Consider the following 18902-nt stretch of genomic DNA (forward strand, 5'->3'; position numbering starts at 1 on the left):
ATTTTGGTCAAATTTACGAAAACCTAAGAAATAAAAAAATGATTTTTATTTGAAATAAAAAAGTGGATACTAAAACATAGTATCCACTCAATTCAATTTTATAGCTTAACTGATTATTCTTCTGAAGAATCTGCTTTTTTCTCAGCTTTTGGTGCTTGAGAAGCAGTGCTAGAAGATTTTCTACTTCTTCTAGTTTTCTTTTTAGCAGAGATATCGTATAACTCGTTGTAATCAACTAATTCGATCAATGCGATATCTGCAGCATCTCCTTGTCTGAATCCTAATTTGATGATTCTTGTATAACCACCTGGTCTTTCAGCAATTTTAGGTCCAATGCTTCTAAAAAGTTCTGAAACAGCCTCTTTATCTTGAAGATATTTGAAAGCAGTTCTTCTTGAAGTTGTTGTATCTTCTTTTGATTTAGTTAAGATTGGCTCTATATATCTTTGTAAAGCTTTAGCTTTAGCAGTGGTAGTTTTAATTCTTTTGTGTGTGATTAAAGCTACCCCTAAGTTCGCTAATAAAGCTCTACGGTGACCAGCTTGTCTACCTAAATGATTTATTTTTTTTCCGTGTCTCATGATTACTTATTCTACGTCTAATTTGTATTTACTAATATCCATTCCGAAAGTTAGTTCCTTTCTGGCTACTAAGTCCTCCAACTCTGTGAGGGATTTCTTTCCGAAATTTCTAAATTTCATTAAATCTGCTTTTGTATATGATACTAATTCTCCAAGTGTATCAACCTCTGCAGCCTTCAAACAATTTAATGCTCTAACTGATAGGTCTAGATCCACTAAATTAGTTTTCAATAACTGTCTCATATGCAATGCCTCTTCATCGTAAGCCTCGTTTGAAGCAACTTCTTCAGCCTCTAAAGTAATTCTCTCATCTGAGAACAACATAAAGTGGTGAATTAAGATTTTAGCAGCTTCAGTGAGTGCTAATTGTGGATGAATTGAACCATCAGTATCAATATCTAAAACTAATTTTTCGTAATCAGTTTTTTGCTCAACACGATAGTTTTCAATTGCGTATTTAACATTTTTGATTGGGGTGTAGATAGAATCAATCGCGATTGTCCCTACTGGAGCATTTGGTTGAGCGTTTTCCTCTGCAGGTACATACCCTCTTCCTTTTTCGATAGTAAGAGTTATGTTTAACTCAACTGATTTTTCCATATTACAAAGCACCAACTCTGGATTTAACACTTGGAATCCAGAAATGAATTTACCAAGATCTCCAGCTGTTAATTGACTTTTATTTGAAATATGTGCAGTTACAGTTTCGCTTTCAGATTCCTCTATTTGTCTTTTGAATCTTACTTTCTTAAGATTTAAGATAATCTCAGTAACATCTTCTACGACACCTTCGATTGTAGAAAATTCGTGTTCTACACCTTCTATTTTAACAGATGTAAATGCAAAACCTTCTAAAGAATTGATAAGCACTCTTCTAAGTGCGTTACCAATCGTAAGTCCATACCCCGGTTCCAAGGGTCTAAATTCGAATTGACCTTTGAAATCATTAGCTTGAACTAAAACTACTTTATCAGGCTTTATAAAATTTAAGATAGCCATAAATTGAATGAATAAATTTGAAAAATTATTTAGAGTAAAGCTCTACGATTAATTGTTCCTTGATATCTTCTGGAATTTGAATTCTCTCAGGAACTACATGGAAAGTTCCAGATTTAGTATCAGGATTCCAATTTAACCATTCATAATCATTTCTATTTTGTAGAGACTCTTCAATAACGCTTAGAGATTTTGATTTTTCTCTTACACCTACTACATCACCAGGTCTTAATTGATAAGAAGGGATATTTACAACTTCACCATTTACAGTGATATGTTTATGAGTTACAAGCTGTCTTGCACCTGCTCTTGTAGGAGCGATACCAAAACGGTAAACCACATTGTCTAATCTCGACTCACATAATTGTAAAAGCACCTCACCAGTAATACCTTTAGATCTAGCAGCAGCTTTAAACATATTAGAGAATTGTTTTTCTAAAATACCATAAGTATATTTAGCTTTTTGTTTCTCAGCAAGCTGAATTGCGTATTCAGATCTTTTACCTCTTCTTCTATTTGGACCATGTTGTCCTGGAGGGTATTTTCTTTTTTCGAATGATTTATCATCACCAAAAATTGGCTGACCAAATTTTCTAGCGATTTTTGTTCTAGGTCCTGTATATCTTGCCATTTGCTCTTATTCTTTTTTATTAAACTCTTCTTCTTTTTGGAGGTCTACATCCGTTGTGTGGAAGTGGGGTTACATCAATGATTTCGCTCACTTCTATACCTGCATTGTGAATAGAGCGAATTGCTGATTCTCTACCTGATCCAGGTCCTTTCACATACACTTTAACTCTTCTAAGACCTGCCTCGTATGCTACTTGTGCGCAATCTTCTGCAGCTACTTGAGCAGCGTAAGGAGTGTTTTTCTTAGAACCTCTAAATCCCATTTTACCAGCAGATGACCATGAGATTACTTCACCATTTTTATTAGTAAGGGAAACAATAACGTTGTTGAAAGTAGCTTTAATATGAGCTTGGCCTGTTGCCTCAACTTTTACATTACGTTTTTTAGCTTTAGCTTTACCTTTAGTATTTTGTTGTTTCTTTGCCATAGTCGTTCTACTTATTATTTAGTCGCTTTTTTCTTGTTAGCAACAGTTTTTCTCTTACCTTTACGTGTACGTGAGTTATTTTTAGTTCTTTGTCCTCTCAAAGGCAATCCAAGTCTGTGTCTAATACCTCTTTGGCTACCTATGTCCATCAAACGCTTGATGTTCATTTGAGTTTCTGATCTCAATTCACCTTCTACTTTGAAGTTTTCAGAAAGTGCTTTACGAATGGCGTTGATTTCATCATCATTCCAATCGTTTACTTTTTTGTTTTCATCTACACCTGCAATTGCTAGGATTTTTTGAGATGAACTTTTTCCTATACCATAGATGTAAGTTAAACCTATTACACCTCTTTTGTTCTTTGGTAAATCAATTCCTGCTATACGTGCCATAATATAAAATTAACCTTGTCTTTGTTTAAATTTAGGGTTTTTCTTATTGATCACATATAAGCGACCTTTTCTGCGAACGATTTTACATTCCGAACTTCTTTTCTTGATAGATGCTCTTACTTTCATTTTCTTTATTTTAATATGCTCCAATCTCCAATTATGGAAACCTTCTAAAATTATTATAATTAATATCTATATGTTATTCTTGCTTTAGACAGATCGTATGGAGACATTTCCAATTTCACTTTATCACCTGGTAACAATTTGATATAATGCATACGCATTTTCCCAGAGATATGAGCCGTAACAATGTGGTTGTTTTCTAACTCAACTCTAAACATTGCATTTGACAATGCTTCAATAATCGTTCCGTCTTGTTCAATATGTTTTTGCTTAGCCATTGTAATGATATTATGATTTTCTCGAAACTCTATCTGTTTGCATCATTCCATCATAATGGTGATTCAACAAATATGTATTGATTTGTTGAGCAGTATCTAAAATTACCCCAACCATAATGATAAGTGATGTTCCTCCAAAGAAATAAGAAAAGGCAGTACCTACTCCCAACTGATGAACAATTGCTGGAAAAATTGCAGCAATAGCCAATAATATTGAACCAGGTAATGTGATCTTAGACAAAATATCATCTAAGAAATCTGCGGTATCTTTACCAGGCTTAACTCTAGGAATAATACCTTCATTTCTTCTTAAATCTTCAGCCATTTGATTTACTGGAATAGTAACCGCGGTATAAAAGAATGTAAACAGAACTATCAATATACCAAAAACGACACAATACCAAAAACTGAATGGATCAGACATACTTTGGAAGAAACTAGGCATATTACCTTCCTTATAAACAGCTCTCGCTAATAAACCAGGCAAAAACATGATAGCTTGTGCAAAGATAATTGGCATAACCCCTGCAGCATTAACTTTTAAAGGTATATATTGTCTTACCGTGTTGGTAAAAGTTTTCATATAGTTACTTCTTCCACCTTGTGCTCTACCTACATACTGCACAGGAACCTGACGCACCCCTTTGACTAACAACACGCAGTACATAGTAACCGCCAAGAATCCCAATATTGTGAATAACATAAAGATCCCTGATTGTTGAGACAATTCTGCGAAAAACGCAGATGGTAAATTCGCCATAATACCCACCATAATAATGAGTGAAATACCATTACCAATTCCCTTATCTGTAATTTTCTCACCAAGCCACATAATAAATATTGTACCTGTAATGAGAATCACAATTGAAGGCAGCCAAAACCAAAAACTTGTAGGTGAAACAACATATGCAGGAGCAATTGCTGGATCACCATAAGGTAAGAAGAAATTAGTTACAGAAGTAAGATACGCAGGAGCCTGAACCAAACAAATCGCAATTGTTAGCCAACGCGTAATTTGTGTGATTTTTTTACGACCACTTTCACCTTCTTTCTGTAACTTCTGTAAATAAGGAACTGCCATTCCCATCAATTGGACAACAATACTTGCCGAGATGTATGGCATCACTCCTAGTGCTAAAATCGATGCACGGCTAAAACCGCCCCCTGTAAATGCATTCAATAAACTCAAAAGTCCATTTTCATTATCTGCACCTCTTGCATTTAAGACATCGGTATTAATATTACTTAAATCTATACCAGGTAAAGGAATATATGAACCAAATCTATATACAAGCAATAAGCTTAATGTAATAATAAGCTTATTTCTTAATTCCTCAATACTCCAAATATTCTTAATGGTCTGTATGAAACCTTTCATCGATTTTCTTTAATTTCTTATTTAACTTCTACCGCTGATCCTCCAGCTTTCTCAATAGCTTCTTTTGCTGAAGCTGTGAATTTATTTGCTTCTATTTTCACAGCAGATCTAAGCTCACCTCTACCTAAGATTTTAATCAAATCTCTTTTAGAAGCCAACCCAAAGGCTACAAAGGTATCTTTATTTATTGTATCTGACAAATTATTTTCATCAATTAACAACTGAATGCTGTCTAAATTGATTCCACGGTAAGATACTCTATTGATATTGGTGAATCCAAATTTAGGTACTCGTCTTTGTAAAGGCATTTGTCCTCCTTCAAATCCAATTTTTCTTGAATATCCTGAACGAGACTTAGCTCCTTTATGTCCTCTACCTGCAGTCAATCCGTTTCCAGATCCTTCACCTCTACCTTTTCTATATTTATTTTTAGTAGAACCTGCAGCTGGTCTTAAGTTATTTAATTTCATAATGAATAAAATACTATTTTAAATGGTTTACGCTTTTTCAACGGTTACCATGTGTTCAACTTTTTTAATCATCCCACGAATTACTGGGTTGTCATCGTGCTCAACAGTTTGTTGCAATTTTTTAAGCCCTAAAGCCAAAAGAGTTGCTTTTTGTCTTTTAGATCTGTTGATTGCGCTTCTTACCTGAGTTACTTTTATTTTAGCCATTACTTATTATTAACCGTTATAAACTTTACTTACAGGAATACCTCTTAATCTAGAAATCTCGTTTGCACTTCTTAAACTCAATAAAGCTTTCATAGTTGCTTTCACAACATTGTGTGGGTTTGATGATCCCTTTGATTTAGAAAGTACATCGTGAATTCCTACAGACTCAAGAACAGCACGCACAGCACCACCAGCAATAAGCCCAGTACCGTTTGAAGCAGGTCTAATAAAGATTTGAGCTCCACCGTATCTTGTTTCTTGTTCGTGAGGAATTGTATGACCATCTAGGGGTATTCTCACTAAATTTTTCTTAGCATCTTCAACAGCTTTTTGGATAGCACTAGCTACATCTTTAGATTTTCCTAAACCGTAACCTACTACACCATTCTCGTCTCCTACTACCACGATAGCAGAAAAACCAAATGCACGACCACCCTTTGTTACCTTAGTAACACGCTGAATGCCTACTAATCTATCTTTTAATTCTAAACCTCCCGGTTTAACTTTTTCAATATTTTTAAAACCTAACATAATCTTAATTTAGAAATTTAAACCTCCTTCTCTAGCTCCGTCTGCCAAAGCTTTGATTCTACCATGATATAAAAATCCATTACGGTCGAAAACTACTGTTTCGATACCTGCTGCTAAAGCAAGCTCCGCTACTCTTTTACCTACCAATGTAGAAACTTCTGTTTTAGTTCCCTCACTAGCAACTGATTTATCTCTAGAAGAACTAGATACTAAAGTAACACCTTTTGTATCGTCTATAATCTGAGCATAAATTTCTTTATTAGATCTATAAACAGACAATCTAGGTTTTTCAGCAGTACCAAAAATATTTTTGCGTACTCTTCTTTTTATTTTTAATCTTTTTTGAGTTTTATTAAGTGCCATAATCAATTTTTAATTTTATGCAGACTTACCTGCTTTTCTACGGATTTCTTCTCCTACGAATTTAACACCTTTTCCTTTATATGGTTCTGGTTTTCTAAATCCTCTGATTTTAGCAGCAACCATTCCTAAAAGTTGTTTATCATAAGACGAAAGTTTTATAATTGGGTTTTTACCTTTTTCTGTAACAGTTTCTACTTTCACTTCTTCTGGAAGTTCAATAATAATATTGTGAGAGAAACCTAAAGATAAGTCAAGTTTTTGTCCTTGATTAGACGCTCTGTAACCTACCCCTACTAACTCTAATTCTTTGGTAAAACCTTTATCTAAACCTTCAACCATATTATTGATTAAAGCTCTATATAACCCATGAAGGGATTTATCTTCTTTTGAATCCGAAGGTCTTTCTACGGTTAAAACTCCATCTTCAATTTTGATATTGAAGCCCTCTTTTAATTCTTGTACTAACTCTGCTGATTTTCCTTTAACGGTAACTACATTGTTAGAAAAACTAACTGTAATACCGCTCGGTACATCTATACTAGCAAAACCTATTCGTGACATTTTTAATCTTCTTTAATCAATTATTAATATACATAACATAAAACTTCGCCACCAACATTTTCTTGTCTGGCTTGTTTATCTGTCATCACTCCATGAGATGTAGATACAATTGCAATACCTAATCCGTTCAATACTCTAGGCAATTCTTTTGATGAAGAGTATTTTCTTAAACCTGGTTTAGAAACTCTTACAATTTTTCTAATTGCAGGAACATTAGTCTTCTTATCGTATTTAAGAGCTATTTTAATAGTTCCTTGGTAGCCTTCATCTACAAATTTATAGTTCAAGATATAACCTTGATCAAATAAGATTTTAGTAATATCCTTTCTCATGTTAGATGCAGGTACTTCTACCAATTTGTGTCCAGCCATCATCGCGTTTCTAATACGCGTTAAAAAATCTGATATTGGGTCTGTCATTATTTCTATTCTTTAATTTTAAATTACCAACTCGCTTTTTTAACTCCTGGGATTAATCCTTTATTGGCTAATTCTCGGAACTGAACACGAGACAATCCAAACTGACGCATATACCCTTTTGGTCTACCAGTAAGTTTACATCTATTATGTAATCTTACAGGAGATGCATTTTTAGGCAATTTTTGTAATGCTTCATAATCGCCAGCTTCTTTCAAAGCTTTTCTTTTTTCAGCATATTTTTCTACCAGTTTTTCTCTTTTGCGCTCACGCGCTTTCATACTTTCTTTAGCCATAATTAATTATTCTTTTTAAAAGGTAATCCGAATTTTTCTAGCAAAGATTTAGCTTCTTTGTCTGTATTAGCAGTCGTTACAAATGTAATGTCCATACCTTGAATTTTTTTCACCTTATCAATATTGATTTCAGGGAAAATAATTTGTTCGGTAATACCTAAGTTATAATTACCACGACCATCAAATCCATTTGGATTAATACCATTAAAGTCTCTCACTCGTGGTAAGGCTGTGGTGATTAATCTATCTAAGAATTCGTACATTTTTTCGTCTCTAAGGGTTACTTTAACCCCGATTGGCATATCTTTTCTTAGTTTAAAAGAAGCGACATCTTTTTTAGACAAAGTTGCCACTGCTTTTTGACCAGTGATATTAGTGATTTCTTCAATTGAATATTCAATCACTTTTTTGTCAGAAACAGCGTCTCCTAATCCTTGGCTCACTACGATTTTCACCAATCTTGGAACTTGCATCACAGAAGAGTAACCAAACTCTTCTTTCATAGCCGCTACAATCTTATCCTTATATAATTTAGCAGGACGTGGTATGTATTTTTCTGTACTCATTTGATTATAATGTTTTTCCTGATTTCTTAGCAAATCGTACTTTTTTATCTCCTTCTATACGGAATCCAACTCTTGTAGGTTTTCCTGTCTCTGGATCAACGATTGCTAAATTAGAAATTTGAATAGGAGCTTCGGTTTCTAAAATTCCACCTTGTGGATTCTGTGCTGAAGGCTTAGTGTGTTTTTTGATTACATTTACACCTTGTACAATAGCTTTATTGTCTTTTGGTCTTACTTGTAATACTTCACCTTTTTTACCTTTATCACTTCCTGATAAAACTACAACCTGGTCTCCCTTTTTTATTTTTAACTTTACCTGTGCCATGGTATACTAATTTTATAATACCTCTGGAGCCAGAGATATAATTTTCATATATTGTTTATCACGTAATTCACGAGCTACTGGTCCGAATACACGGGTACCTCTCATCTCTCCGTTATTATCTAATAAAACACAAGCATTGTCATCAAAACGGATATAAGAACCATCTTTGCGTCTTACTTCTTTTTTTGTGCGTACGACAACCGCTTTAGACACTTGTCCTTTTTTTACGTTTCCAGCTGGAGTAGCATCTTTGATTGAAATCACGATTTTGTCTCCGATAGAAGCGTAGCGTTTACCTGTACCACCTAAAACTCTAATCACTAGAGCTTCCCTTGCTCCAGTGTTATCAGCTACTTTTAATCTAGATTCTTGTTGTACCATTTTGTATTACTTAGCTCTTTCTATAATTTCTACTACTCTCCATCTTTTATCTTTACTTAATGGACGAGTTTCCATAATTCTTACTGTATCACCCTCATTGCACTCATTTTTCTCATCATGAGCTTTGTATGTTTTTGTTTTAAGAACGAATTTACCATACATTGGGTGCTTCTGTCTTTTAGTCTCAGCAACTACGATAGTTTTATCCATCTTATTGCTTTTTACCAAACCTACACGTTCTTTTCTTAAATTTCTTTCCATCACAGTATTATTTTGCTTGTGATTCATTTAGTTTCTTAGTCAATTCCGTATTCAATCTCGCAATCGTTTTACGTAAATTACGCAATTGGATTGGATTTTCGATCGGAGACATCCCATGATTAATTTTTAATAAATCATAGTTTGCTTTTTCTTCAGCAATTTTGTCTCTTAATTCTTCTACTGTTAATTCCTTAATATCTGATGCTTTCATTATATTCTATATTAATCTTCTCTATAATCTCTTGCAACAACAAATTTAGTTTTAACAGGAAGCTTTTGTGCTGCTAAGCGCAATGCTTCTTCAGCAGTCGCTCTCGGAATTCCACCAATTTCGAACAAGATACGACCTGGGCGAACAGGTGCTGCCCAATATTCTGGAGCACCTTTACCTTTACCCATACGTACCTCTTGAGGTTTCTTGGTAATTGGCTTATCTGGAAATATTTTAATCCAAATACTTCCTTCACGTTTCATATATCTAGTAGCAGCGATACGAGCTGCTTCAATTTGTCTTGCAGTTATCCATTTGTCTTCAAGGGCTTTGATCCCAAAAGTACCAAAAGCTAATTGAGTACCTCTGTAATCGTTTCCTTTACCTACATTTTTCTGCTGTTTTCTGAATTTAGTTCTTTTTGGTTGTAACATGATTCAAATAAATCTTTATTAGTTTATGATCTTTTACGACCACCGCGTTTACTGCGCTCTCTACGCTTACCGCCTGTTTTCTTATTTTTCTTTAATCCAGTAAGTGGAGATAATTCTCTCTTACCATACACTTCACCTTTCATTATCCACACTTTAATACCTAATCTACCATAAGTAGTGTGTGCTTCAGAAACATGATAATCAATATCAGCTCTAAATGTAGACAATGGAATTCTACCTTCTTTATAAGTTTCTGAGCGAGCCATTTCAGCTCCATTTAAACGACCAGAAACTTGAACCTTAATTCCCTCAGCATTCATTCTCATTGCCGATGCTATTGCCATCTTAACCGCTCTTCTATAAGAAATACGATTTTCGATTTGTCTTGCAATACTTTCAGCAACTAATGTAGCGTCTAATTCAGGTCTTTTAATTTCAAAAATATTGATTTGAACATCTTTACCTGTAAGTTTTTTCAACTCTTCTTTTAACTTATCTACTTCAGTCCCTCCTTTTCCGATGATGATACCTGGACGAGCCGTAGTTAAGGTAACAGTAATTAATTTTAATGTTCTTTCAATATAGATGCTAGATAAGTTTGCTTTAGCCAAACGTACATTTAAGTACTTTCTAATTTTAGCATCTTCGGCAATTTTATCTCCATAGTTTCTACCACCATACCAGTTAGAGTCCCAACCTCTGATGATACCTAATCTATTTCCTATTGGATTTGTTTTCTGACCCATAATTATTGCTGATTCTCTTCGGTTCTACTTCCTAAAATTAAAGTCACATGGTTAGATCTTTTTCTAATTCTGTGAGCTCTACCTTGTGGTGCTGGACGCAATCTTTTTAATTGTCTAGCGCTATCCACATATACCTCTTTCACAAACAAGTTAGCATCCTCTACATCAGCATTCTCATTTTTGTTTTGCCAGTTAGCAATCGCTGATAATAATAATTTCTCTAATCTTACAGATGCTTCTTTCTTTGAATATCTTAAAATATATAATGCTCTATTGACATTCTCGCCTCTAATTATGTCTGCTACAAGTCTCATCTTACGAGGAGAGGTAGGACAATTGTTAAGTTTAGCAAACGCTAAACTTTTCTTAGATTCTTTTAATGCCTGAGCACTGTTATGTTTTCTAACTCCCATAGCTCTCTATTTTACTTTTTACCTTTATTTTTAGCGTTACCTGCGTGACCTCGGAAAGTACGAGTAGGAGAAAATTCACCTAATTTATGCCCTACCATGTTTTCTGTAACATACACTGGGATAAATTGCTTTCCATTGTGCACAGCTATGGTTTGACCAACAAAATCTGGCGATATCATAGATGCACGAGACCAAGTTTTAATAACAGTTTTCTTTCCGCTTTCTATATTAGCTTGGACTTTTTTCTCTAATTTATAGTGAATATAGGGTCCTTTTTTTAATGAACGTGCCATAGATTATTTCTTTCTTCTTTGAATGATATACTTATTAGATGCTTTTTTCTTAGAACGTGTTTTATAACCTTTAGCAGGAATTCCATTTTTGTTTCTTGGAATACCACCAGTTGCACGTCCTTCACCACCACCCATTGGGTGATCTACTGGGTTCATTACCATAGAACGAGTTCTAGGTCTTCTACCTAACCATCTGCTTCTACCTGCTTTACCACTCACTACTAATTGATGGTCTGAGTTCGAAACAGCACCTACAGTTGCCATACATTCTACAAGGATTAATCTCACCTCTCCAGAAGGCATTTTAATAGTAGCAAATTTACCATCTCTTGCTACTAATTGTGCATAAGAACCAGCACTTCTTGCAATAATTGCTCCTTGCCCTGGTCTTAATTCGATGCAAGAAATTACAGTACCTAATGGCATGTTTTTCAATTTCATTGCATTTCCAACTTCTACTTCAACACGCTCACCGCTAGTGATTTTATCACCAACTTTCAATCCATTTTGAGCGATAACATATCTTTTCTCACCATCTGCATACTGCACTAAAGCGATAAAAGATGTTCTATTTGGATCATACTCTATAGAAACTACTTCAGCTTCTTCGTGTCTATCTCTTTTAAAATCGATGATACGGTATTTTTGCTTATGACCACCACCGATAAAACGCATTGTCATACGACCAGAGTTATTTCTACCTCCGGATTTGCTCTTACCTTTAGTCAAAGATTTCTCTGGCTTATTTGTAGTAACCTCTTCGTAATTATTTACGATACGAAATCTTTGCGCTGGTGTTATTGGTTTTAATTTTCTTACTGACATAATTCTCTTACTTAAATGTTACCGTATAAATCGATTTCTTGCCCTTCAGCTACTTCAACAATAGCTTTTTTCAATTTATTAGTAGCACCTACTTGCAATCCAGATTTAGTATATCTTGATTTAATTTTCGGCGCATAGATCATGGTCTTCACAGACACTACTTCAACATTGTACAATTCCTGTACTGCTTTCTTAATTTCAATCTTGTTTGATTTTGTATTCACTAAGAAAGCATAACGATTATTTAATTCTGAATCGTTGGTAGCTTTTTCGGTAATTACCGGCTTTAAAATTATACTCATAATCGATTACTTTCTTAAATTTTCTTGAATTTTTTCTACTGAACTTTCAAACAAAACTAATTCCGAAGCATTCACAATATCGTAACTTGTTAACTCTGAAAAGTTTACAACTTTAACATTTTGCAAATTTCGGGACGACAAATATACGAATTTATTTGGTTCTCCCAATACAAATAAAGATTTTTTATTTGATAGAGATAAATTGTTCAATAACTCGTTAAAGTTTTTAGTTTTCGGTGCATCAAAGTTGATATCTTCTACAACTTTTAGTGCATTGTCAAGAACTTTTTGGCTAAGAACAGATTTTTTTGCTACTCTTTTTTGAGCTTTATTTAATTTAAAACCGTAATTTCTTGGTCTTGGTCCAAATACTCTACCTCCACCTTTAAATAATGGGTTTTTAATATCACCTGCTCTTGCTCCTCCAGTACCTTTTTGTCTTTTAATTTTTCTAGTACTTCCAGCGACTTCGCTTCTTTCTTTAGATTTATGAGTACCTTGTCTTTTATTTGCAAGATGCTGTTTAATTTCAAGATAAACGGTATGCTCGCTTGGCTCAATACCAAAGATAGCATCGTCTAGCTGAATTTTCTTAGCTGTCTCTTTGCCTAATTTGTCTAATACTACTACTTCCATCTTCTTAATATTACGTATGAATTTTTAGGACCAGGTACAGCACCTTTTACAATGATAAGGTTCTTTTCCTCGTCTACTTTAACAACTTGTAAATTCTGAACAGTAACCTTTTTACCTCCTGTACGACCAGCCATTCTCATTCCTTTAAATACTCTTGAAGGATCTGAACCTGCACCGATAGAACCTGGAGCTCTAAGTCTGTTGTGCTGACCGTGAGTTGATTGACCAACTCCACCAAATCCGTGACGTTTAACAACACCTTGGAATCCTTTTCCTTTAGAAGTTCCTGTGATGTCAACAAACTCACCTTCTTTGAATAAGTCAACTTTTACTTCTTGCCCTAAAGACAACTCATTTACAAAATCACCATAAAACTCCACCAATTTATGTTTTGGTGTAGTGCCAGCTTTTTTAAAGTGCCCAGTAAGCGCTTTACCAGCATTCTTCTCTTTCTTGTCATCGAAACCTAATTGAACAGAGCTATACCCGTCTGTTTCAACAGTTCTGACCTGCGTTACAACGCAAGGACCTGCTTCAATGATGGTACACGGAATATTTTTCCCGTTCGCATCGTACAAGCTTGTCATCGCGATCTTTTTTCCAATAATTCCTGACATTATAATTTATAATTATTTTTTAGATAATAATGCAGAGTAAGCCGAAACTTACTCTACATTTTTTTGTATATTTCTGTTACTTAAAACTACACTTTGATTTCTACTTCAACACCACTTGGCAATTCTAGTTTCATTAAAGCATCAACTGTTTTAGATGATGATGAATAAATATCTAGAAGGCGTTTGTGTGAATTTAATTCAAACTGCTCACGCGCTTTTTTATTTACGTGAGGTGAGCGCAATACAGTAAAAATTCTTTTGTTAGTTGGTAATGGAATTGGACCATTTACCACTGCACCTGTAGTTTTTACAGTTTTTACAATCTTCTCAGCAGATTTATCTACTAAATTGTGATCGTAAGATTTAAGTTTTATTCTTATTTTTTGACTCATTGTTTCGATTATTCTTCGTTACCTTTTGCTTTAGCTACCACTTCATCTGCAATGTTTTGCGGAGCAGCTTCGTATTTTTCAAACTCCATTGTAGAAGTTGCACGACCAGAAGATAAAGTTCTTAAAGATGTTACATATCCAAACATTTCAGATAATGGAACTGTGGCTTTAATTACTTTAGCGTTGTTTCTATCACTCATTCCTGAAGGAACACCTCTTCTTCTGTTCAAGTCTCCTACAATATCTCCCATGTTTTCTTCAGGAGTAAGGATTTCCAATTTCATAATTGGCTCCATAATCGCTGGTTTCGCTTTCTTAGCAGCAGCTTTGAAACCAAGTTTTGCAGCTAATTCGAACGATAATTGATCTGAATCCACAGGGTGGAATGAACCATCTTTCAAGGTTACTTTCATTGAATCTACTTCATATCCAGCCAACGGACCGTTTTTCATAGCTTCTTTGAAACCTTTTTCTACAGATGGAATATATTCTTTTGGAATGTTACCACCTTTAATTTCGTTGATAAACTGAAGACCAACAACTCCTTCATCTGCAGGCTCGATAGTAAATACGATATCAGCAAATTTACCACGACCACCAGTTTGTTTCTTATAAGTTTCACGGTGATCTGCGCTACCCATGATCGCCTCTTTGTACTCAACTTGAGGTTGACCTTGGTTAACTTCTACCTTAAACTCTCTCTTCAAACGGTCTACAATAATATCTAAGTGAAGCTCACCCATACCAGAAATCACAGTTTGCCCTGATTTCTCATCAGTTCTAACTTGGAAAGTTGGATCTTCTTCAGCTAATTTAGCTAAAGCCATACCAAGCTTATCCATATCTGCTTTAGATTTTGGCTCAACTGCGATACCGATTACCGGATCTGGGAATTCCATACTTTCTAATACGATTGGCGCATTTTCAGCTGACAATGTATCTCCAGTTTTAATATCTTTAAATCCTACAGCTGCTCCAATGTCTCCAGCTTCGATATATTCTAGAGGCTCTTGTTTGTTTGCGTGCATTTGATAAATACGAGAGATACGCTCTTTGTTACCTGATCTGTTGTTCAACACATATGAACCAGCATCTAAGTGACCAGAATATGCTCTAAAGAATGCTAAACGACCAACGAATGGATCTGTTGCAATCTTAAATGCTAACGCAGCAAAAGGCTCATCTACTGAAGGTTTTCTAACTTCAAGCTCTCCTGTATTTGGATTAGTACCTTCAATTGCTTCAATATCAGTTGGAGCTGGCAAGTATCTACATACCGCATCTAACATGAATTGAACTCCTTTGTTTTTAAACGAAGAACCACACATCATTGGGATGATAGCCATATCCAATGTAGCAGCTCTCAAAGCAGCGTGAATCTCATCTTCAGTGATGCTGTTTTCATCTTCCATGAATTTCTCTAAAAGATTTTCATCATAAGCAGCAACCTCCTCGATAAGTTTCGCTCTAAGCTCAGCAGCTTGTGCTTTTAATTCTTCTGGAATCTCGATTTCATCGAAAGTAGCTCCTTGAGTTTCATCGTGCCACACAATAGCTTTGTTTTTCACTAAGTCTACTACTCCTCTAAAATCAGCTTCATCACCAATATTTAATACGATTGGCACAGCATTAGAACCTAGCATTTCTTTAACCTGTGTACAAACAGCTAAGAAGTTTGAACCTTGACGGTCCATCTTGTTAACGAAACCTAATCTAGGAACTTTATAGTTATCAGCTAATCTCCAGTTAGTTTCTGACTGAGGCTCAACACCATCAACGGCACTGAACAAGAAAACTAACCCATCAAGTACACGCAATGAACGGTTTACCTCTACGGTAAAGTCAACGTGGCCCGGAGTATCGATAATGTTAAAATGATAATCGTGTGCATTCGGTAGCGGCTTACCATTATGCTTTGGGAACACCCAAGTACAAGTAGTTGCTGCTGAGGTAATTGTAATACCCCTTTCAGCTTCTTGCTCCATCCAGTCCATGGTAGCTGCACCTTCGTGCACCTCACCAATTTTGTGTGAACGACCTGTATAGAACAAAATACGCTCTGTAGTTGTTGTTTTCCCAGCATCGATGTGAGCTGCAATACCAATGTTTCTTGTAAATTTTAAATCTCTTGACATTATAATTAGAATCTAAAGTGTGAAAATGCTTTGTTTGCTTCTGCCATTCTATGAGTTTCAACTCTTTTCTTAACTGCAGCACCTTCTTCTTTAGAAGCAGCAATAATTTCAGCAGCTAATTTTTGAGCCATAGATTTCTCGTTACGAGCTCTAGAATATTTAATCAACCATTTCATCGCCATAGAAATCTTTCTATCTGGGCGAATTTGCATAGGAATTTGGAATGTAGCCCCTCCAACTCTTCTTGAACGAACTTCCACATGCGGCATAACATTAGTTAACGCATCTTTCCAAACTTCTAAAGCTTCTTTTTCTTCGTCCTCTTTCTTCTGATCTACGATATCAATTGCATCGTAAAATACTTTAAATGCTACACTTTTCTTCCCGTCTAACATTAAGTTATTAACAAAACGAGTTACCAAAGTATCGTTAAACTTAGGATCTGGGAGTAAGTGACGTTTTTTAGCTCTTGTCTTTCTCATTTCTTCTTAAGGATTAAAAATTATTTTTTAGGACGTTTAGCTCCGTACTTACTTCTTCTTTGTAAACGACCATTAACTCCCGCAGTATCTAATGCACCGCGCACGATGTGATAACGCACACCTGGTAAATCTTTTACCCTTCCTCCTCTCACCAATACTATCGAGTGCTCTTGCAAATTATGTCCTTCACCACCGATGTAGGCGTTCACCTCTTTACCATTTGTCAAACGCACACGCGCAACTTTACGCATCGCGGAGTTTGGTTTCTTAGGTGTAGTAGTGTACACACGAGTACACACGCCTCTTCGCTGTGGACAACTTTCCAAAGCAGCCGATTTACTCTTCTTAGTGAGTTTGTTTCTACCTTTTCTTACTAATTGCTGAATTGTTGGCATATTATATATAAAATATTCTTCGTTTTCAACCCTTTAAAAACACACCTTGTACATTAAAGGGTGTGCAAAGGTATATCTTTTTATTTAATATACAAAGATTTATGCATATTATTTCACAAAAAAATATTCTAACTTAGGATTTTAACAACCAAATTAGAACATTTTTTATTTCTTAAAAATTAGATTTTTAGCTATTTTTTTATGAAATTTTATTTTTCCACTACCCGCAAATCCACTCTTCTATTTTGTGCCATACAAGCTGGAGTATCATTTGTGGCACACACAAAATGTGCTGCTCCATAACCCTCTGCCGACACTCTTTCTTTTTTAAGCCCAAGCAAAACCATTGTTCTCATTGCAGCTTGAGCCCTTTCGTTTGACAATGGTTGATTCACTTCTTGTGCCCCAGCATTATCTGTATAGCCTCCTAATTTGATTTTTGCTTTAGGGTAATCTTTTAAAATTAAAACTAAATTCTTTAATTGCTGTTTAGACTCAGGCGTTAAACTTGATTTCCCTTTTTCAAAATAAATTCTATCTAAAGTAATCCAACCTTGCGTTTTATCTTCAGACACTGTTGCATTATCATCGTTTAAGAATTTATACAATTTATTTTCAACACTGCTTTCGCCTACCTTTAATTTAGTTCCATTTTTAAGTGGAATTTCTATTTCAGGGTCTAAATCGTAAATAAAGTTTCCTGTCGCCTCGTCATAAACACCTACGATTAACGACTTTGGAGTAACGACTAAAGTGGTATCTACCTTGATTGCGTCTCCATTTGAATTATACACATAATTCCCATTGAGTAAAATAAAGTTCTCTGGTGTAACTTCTAAAGTTCCATTTTTCACATTTAGCGTATCTCCATCAACGGAGAGCAATGGAACCAAATCATTATCCACAATCACGCCGTTTTTATCAATGCCAAAAGTTTCTGAACGCAAAGGTGCAATTGGCTTTTGGATTTCTTCTTTAGCAAAAAATGATTGATAAATAAAATATCCTGCTATTGCCAAAATTGGAATTAAAAGCAACCACAACAAGCCTTTGTTCCCTCTCCTTTCTCGTGAGGCTGAAAGCCCTGGAGCCGAAGAGATTTTAGCTTCTACCTTAGGCAAGATTGTGGATTTTATAGACTGAGGTTGCACTACAGGCTCAAACTTCTGCGATTGAACGCCCAATCTTGACGCCAAACCATGCAATCCTGAAGGAATCGCATCCACAAACGCCTCTTTTTCTTGCAAAAACACTGAAGCTAGCCCTTGCGCTGTTAATCCATCTGTTGTGATTATTTTACCAACGACACTCATAATTAGTGGAAACACAACGGCAAGCACTCCACTCGCGGCTTCTTTAGTGATATTGGAATATTCTGCCAAACCATCAAATGCCCATTCTTCTTTCCCTCTCAACAATTCGAGGATACATGTATTTCCCTTTCCTAATAAGGCATGCTTATTTTGTTCAAAAACGCGTAAAAACGATTCATTTGAAAACAAACCTGATTGCTCAAATTGATGCGCTAAATCATAAATTTGCTTAGCACTTGATTCATTTTGCAATCTCTCGTTTAAAAAGGCTAATAAAAGTGGCAATGCTCCCGTAATTGCTTGAGAGGTATTACTTCGGCTTTCGTTTACATAATTACTTACTTTGTCCACTAAAACTGGCGAAAGCTCACTCCTAGTCTGTTCTAATAATGAATGGTCCATAACAGCATTTTATTCTTTATCATGTTTTGTTTCCCCATCCCACAACAATCACGCCAATTAAATCTTGAAAAGCACTATTTTTTACTGTGAAAATTTAATTTAACTTCATTTCAAATATTTTTG

The 18902-nt window shown here is 35.2% G+C and carries 33 protein-coding genes; all 33 read right to left on the reverse strand.

Annotated features, from left to right (window positions below; genetic code table 11):
* Positions 1–113 precede the first annotated feature (113 nt).
* Positions 114–581, reverse strand: coding sequence for a 50S ribosomal protein L17 (gene rplQ, locus ORNRH_RS02180; RefSeq protein ID WP_014790275.1), 468 nt, complete (start codon positions 579–581; stop codon positions 114–116).
* A gap of 6 nt (positions 582–587) precedes the next feature.
* Positions 588–1580 carry a DNA-directed RNA polymerase subunit alpha gene (locus ORNRH_RS02185; protein ID WP_014790276.1) on the reverse strand — a complete coding sequence of 331 codons (993 nt, stop codon included), beginning with the start codon at positions 1578–1580 and terminating at the stop codon, positions 588–590.
* Between the two features lie 25 nt (positions 1581–1605).
* Positions 1606–2208, reverse strand: a complete 603-nt coding sequence (gene rpsD / locus ORNRH_RS02190; RefSeq protein ID WP_014790277.1) for a 30S ribosomal protein S4 — start codon at positions 2206–2208, stop codon at positions 1606–1608.
* A 19-nt stretch (positions 2209–2227) separates the two neighbouring features.
* On the reverse strand, positions 2228–2635 hold the full coding sequence (rpsK, locus tag ORNRH_RS02195; RefSeq protein ID WP_014790278.1) for a 30S ribosomal protein S11: 408 nt from the start codon (positions 2633–2635) through the stop codon (positions 2228–2230).
* 14 nt (positions 2636–2649) lie between these two features.
* The gene (gene rpsM, locus ORNRH_RS02200) at positions 2650–3027 is read right to left on the reverse strand and encodes a 30S ribosomal protein S13 (RefSeq protein ID WP_014790279.1); all 378 of its coding nucleotides are present in this window, start codon (positions 3025–3027) and stop codon (positions 2650–2652) included.
* Positions 3028–3036: 9 nt separating this feature from the next.
* Positions 3037–3153 carry a type B 50S ribosomal protein L36 gene (gene ykgO / locus ORNRH_RS11825; protein WP_014790280.1) on the reverse strand — a complete coding sequence of 39 codons (117 nt, stop codon included), beginning with the start codon at positions 3151–3153 and terminating at the stop codon, positions 3037–3039.
* Positions 3154–3212: 59 nt separating this feature from the next.
* Entirely contained in the window at positions 3213–3428 is a 216-nt protein-coding gene (gene infA / locus ORNRH_RS02205) for a translation initiation factor IF-1 (RefSeq protein WP_014790281.1), read from the reverse strand.
* 10 nt (positions 3429–3438) lie between these two features.
* The gene (gene secY / locus ORNRH_RS02210; protein ID WP_014790282.1) at positions 3439–4806 is read right to left on the reverse strand and encodes a preprotein translocase subunit SecY; all 1368 of its coding nucleotides are present in this window, start codon (positions 4804–4806) and stop codon (positions 3439–3441) included.
* A 17-nt stretch (positions 4807–4823) separates the two neighbouring features.
* On the reverse strand, positions 4824–5276 hold the full coding sequence (gene rplO, locus ORNRH_RS02215) for a 50S ribosomal protein L15 (RefSeq protein WP_014790283.1): 453 nt from the start codon (positions 5274–5276) through the stop codon (positions 4824–4826).
* A gap of 27 nt (positions 5277–5303) precedes the next feature.
* Positions 5304–5483, reverse strand: coding sequence for a 50S ribosomal protein L30 (rpmD, locus tag ORNRH_RS02220; RefSeq protein WP_014790284.1), 180 nt, complete (start codon positions 5481–5483; stop codon positions 5304–5306).
* Positions 5484–5492: 9 nt separating this feature from the next.
* Complete coding sequence (rpsE, locus tag ORNRH_RS02225; RefSeq protein ID WP_014790285.1) at positions 5493–6014, reverse strand: 30S ribosomal protein S5; 522 nt, start codon at positions 6012–6014, stop codon at positions 5493–5495.
* Positions 6015–6023: 9 nt separating this feature from the next.
* Positions 6024–6377 (reverse strand): 50S ribosomal protein L18, encoded by a 354-nt coding sequence (gene rplR, locus ORNRH_RS02230; protein WP_014790286.1) that lies wholly within the window; start codon positions 6375–6377, stop codon positions 6024–6026.
* Between the two features lie 15 nt (positions 6378–6392).
* On the reverse strand, positions 6393–6938 hold the full coding sequence (gene rplF / locus ORNRH_RS02235; protein WP_014790287.1) for a 50S ribosomal protein L6: 546 nt from the start codon (positions 6936–6938) through the stop codon (positions 6393–6395).
* Positions 6939–6961: 23 nt separating this feature from the next.
* Positions 6962–7360 carry a 30S ribosomal protein S8 gene (rpsH, locus tag ORNRH_RS02240; RefSeq protein WP_036601716.1) on the reverse strand — a complete coding sequence of 133 codons (399 nt, stop codon included), beginning with the start codon at positions 7358–7360 and terminating at the stop codon, positions 6962–6964.
* Positions 7361–7380: 20 nt separating this feature from the next.
* Entirely contained in the window at positions 7381–7650 is a 270-nt protein-coding gene (gene rpsN, locus ORNRH_RS02245; RefSeq protein ID WP_014790289.1) for a 30S ribosomal protein S14, read from the reverse strand.
* A 2-nt stretch (positions 7651–7652) separates the two neighbouring features.
* On the reverse strand, positions 7653–8216 hold the full coding sequence (gene rplE / locus ORNRH_RS02250; protein WP_014790290.1) for a 50S ribosomal protein L5: 564 nt from the start codon (positions 8214–8216) through the stop codon (positions 7653–7655).
* A 4-nt stretch (positions 8217–8220) separates the two neighbouring features.
* Positions 8221–8541, reverse strand: coding sequence for a 50S ribosomal protein L24 (gene rplX, locus ORNRH_RS02255; protein ID WP_014790291.1), 321 nt, complete (start codon positions 8539–8541; stop codon positions 8221–8223).
* A gap of 12 nt (positions 8542–8553) precedes the next feature.
* A complete protein-coding gene (gene rplN, locus ORNRH_RS02260; RefSeq protein WP_014790292.1) occupies positions 8554–8922 on the reverse strand; it encodes a 50S ribosomal protein L14 in 369 nt (122 codons plus the stop codon).
* 6 nt (positions 8923–8928) lie between these two features.
* The gene (rpsQ, locus tag ORNRH_RS02265) at positions 8929–9183 is read right to left on the reverse strand and encodes a 30S ribosomal protein S17 (RefSeq protein ID WP_014790293.1); all 255 of its coding nucleotides are present in this window, start codon (positions 9181–9183) and stop codon (positions 8929–8931) included.
* Between the two features lie 7 nt (positions 9184–9190).
* On the reverse strand, positions 9191–9394 hold the full coding sequence (gene rpmC / locus ORNRH_RS02270) for a 50S ribosomal protein L29 (protein WP_014790294.1): 204 nt from the start codon (positions 9392–9394) through the stop codon (positions 9191–9193).
* Between the two features lie 11 nt (positions 9395–9405).
* Positions 9406–9828, reverse strand: a complete 423-nt coding sequence (gene rplP, locus ORNRH_RS02275; protein WP_014790295.1) for a 50S ribosomal protein L16 — start codon at positions 9826–9828, stop codon at positions 9406–9408.
* A 23-nt stretch (positions 9829–9851) separates the two neighbouring features.
* Entirely contained in the window at positions 9852–10574 is a 723-nt protein-coding gene (gene rpsC / locus ORNRH_RS02280) for a 30S ribosomal protein S3 (RefSeq protein WP_014790296.1), read from the reverse strand.
* A gap of 2 nt (positions 10575–10576) precedes the next feature.
* A complete protein-coding gene (gene rplV, locus ORNRH_RS02285) occupies positions 10577–10987 on the reverse strand; it encodes a 50S ribosomal protein L22 (RefSeq protein ID WP_014790297.1) in 411 nt (136 codons plus the stop codon).
* A gap of 11 nt (positions 10988–10998) precedes the next feature.
* Positions 10999–11280 carry a 30S ribosomal protein S19 gene (gene rpsS / locus ORNRH_RS02290; protein ID WP_014790298.1) on the reverse strand — a complete coding sequence of 94 codons (282 nt, stop codon included), beginning with the start codon at positions 11278–11280 and terminating at the stop codon, positions 10999–11001.
* Between the two features lie 3 nt (positions 11281–11283).
* Positions 11284–12105: a 50S ribosomal protein L2 gene (gene rplB, locus ORNRH_RS02295; protein WP_014790299.1), complete on the reverse strand. Its 822-nt coding sequence runs from the start codon at positions 12103–12105 to the stop codon at positions 11284–11286.
* Between the two features lie 11 nt (positions 12106–12116).
* On the reverse strand, positions 12117–12407 hold the full coding sequence (gene rplW, locus ORNRH_RS02300; protein WP_014790300.1) for a 50S ribosomal protein L23: 291 nt from the start codon (positions 12405–12407) through the stop codon (positions 12117–12119).
* 6 nt (positions 12408–12413) lie between these two features.
* The gene (gene rplD, locus ORNRH_RS02305; RefSeq protein ID WP_014790301.1) at positions 12414–13043 is read right to left on the reverse strand and encodes a 50S ribosomal protein L4; all 630 of its coding nucleotides are present in this window, start codon (positions 13041–13043) and stop codon (positions 12414–12416) included.
* On the reverse strand, positions 13034–13660 hold the full coding sequence (gene rplC, locus ORNRH_RS02310) for a 50S ribosomal protein L3 (protein ID WP_014790302.1): 627 nt from the start codon (positions 13658–13660) through the stop codon (positions 13034–13036). Before rplC ends, rplD begins: the two co-directional genes overlap by 10 nt.
* A gap of 86 nt (positions 13661–13746) precedes the next feature.
* On the reverse strand, positions 13747–14052 hold the full coding sequence (gene rpsJ / locus ORNRH_RS02315; protein ID WP_014790303.1) for a 30S ribosomal protein S10: 306 nt from the start codon (positions 14050–14052) through the stop codon (positions 13747–13749).
* An 8-nt stretch (positions 14053–14060) separates the two neighbouring features.
* Positions 14061–16187 carry an elongation factor G gene (gene fusA / locus ORNRH_RS02320; RefSeq protein WP_014790304.1) on the reverse strand — a complete coding sequence of 709 codons (2127 nt, stop codon included), beginning with the start codon at positions 16185–16187 and terminating at the stop codon, positions 14061–14063.
* 5 nt (positions 16188–16192) lie between these two features.
* Entirely contained in the window at positions 16193–16669 is a 477-nt protein-coding gene (gene rpsG / locus ORNRH_RS02325) for a 30S ribosomal protein S7 (protein ID WP_014790305.1), read from the reverse strand.
* A 20-nt stretch (positions 16670–16689) separates the two neighbouring features.
* Positions 16690–17064, reverse strand: coding sequence for a 30S ribosomal protein S12 (gene rpsL, locus ORNRH_RS02330; protein WP_014790306.1), 375 nt, complete (start codon positions 17062–17064; stop codon positions 16690–16692).
* Positions 17065–17273: 209 nt separating this feature from the next.
* Complete coding sequence (locus tag ORNRH_RS02335) at positions 17274–18779, reverse strand: OmpA family protein (RefSeq protein WP_014790307.1); 1506 nt, start codon at positions 18777–18779, stop codon at positions 17274–17276.
* Between the last annotated feature and the right edge of the window lie 123 nt (positions 18780–18902).

This window comes from Ornithobacterium rhinotracheale DSM 15997 (assembly GCF_000265465.1).
Classification (GTDB): Bacteria; Bacteroidota; Bacteroidia; order Flavobacteriales; family Weeksellaceae; genus Ornithobacterium; species Ornithobacterium rhinotracheale.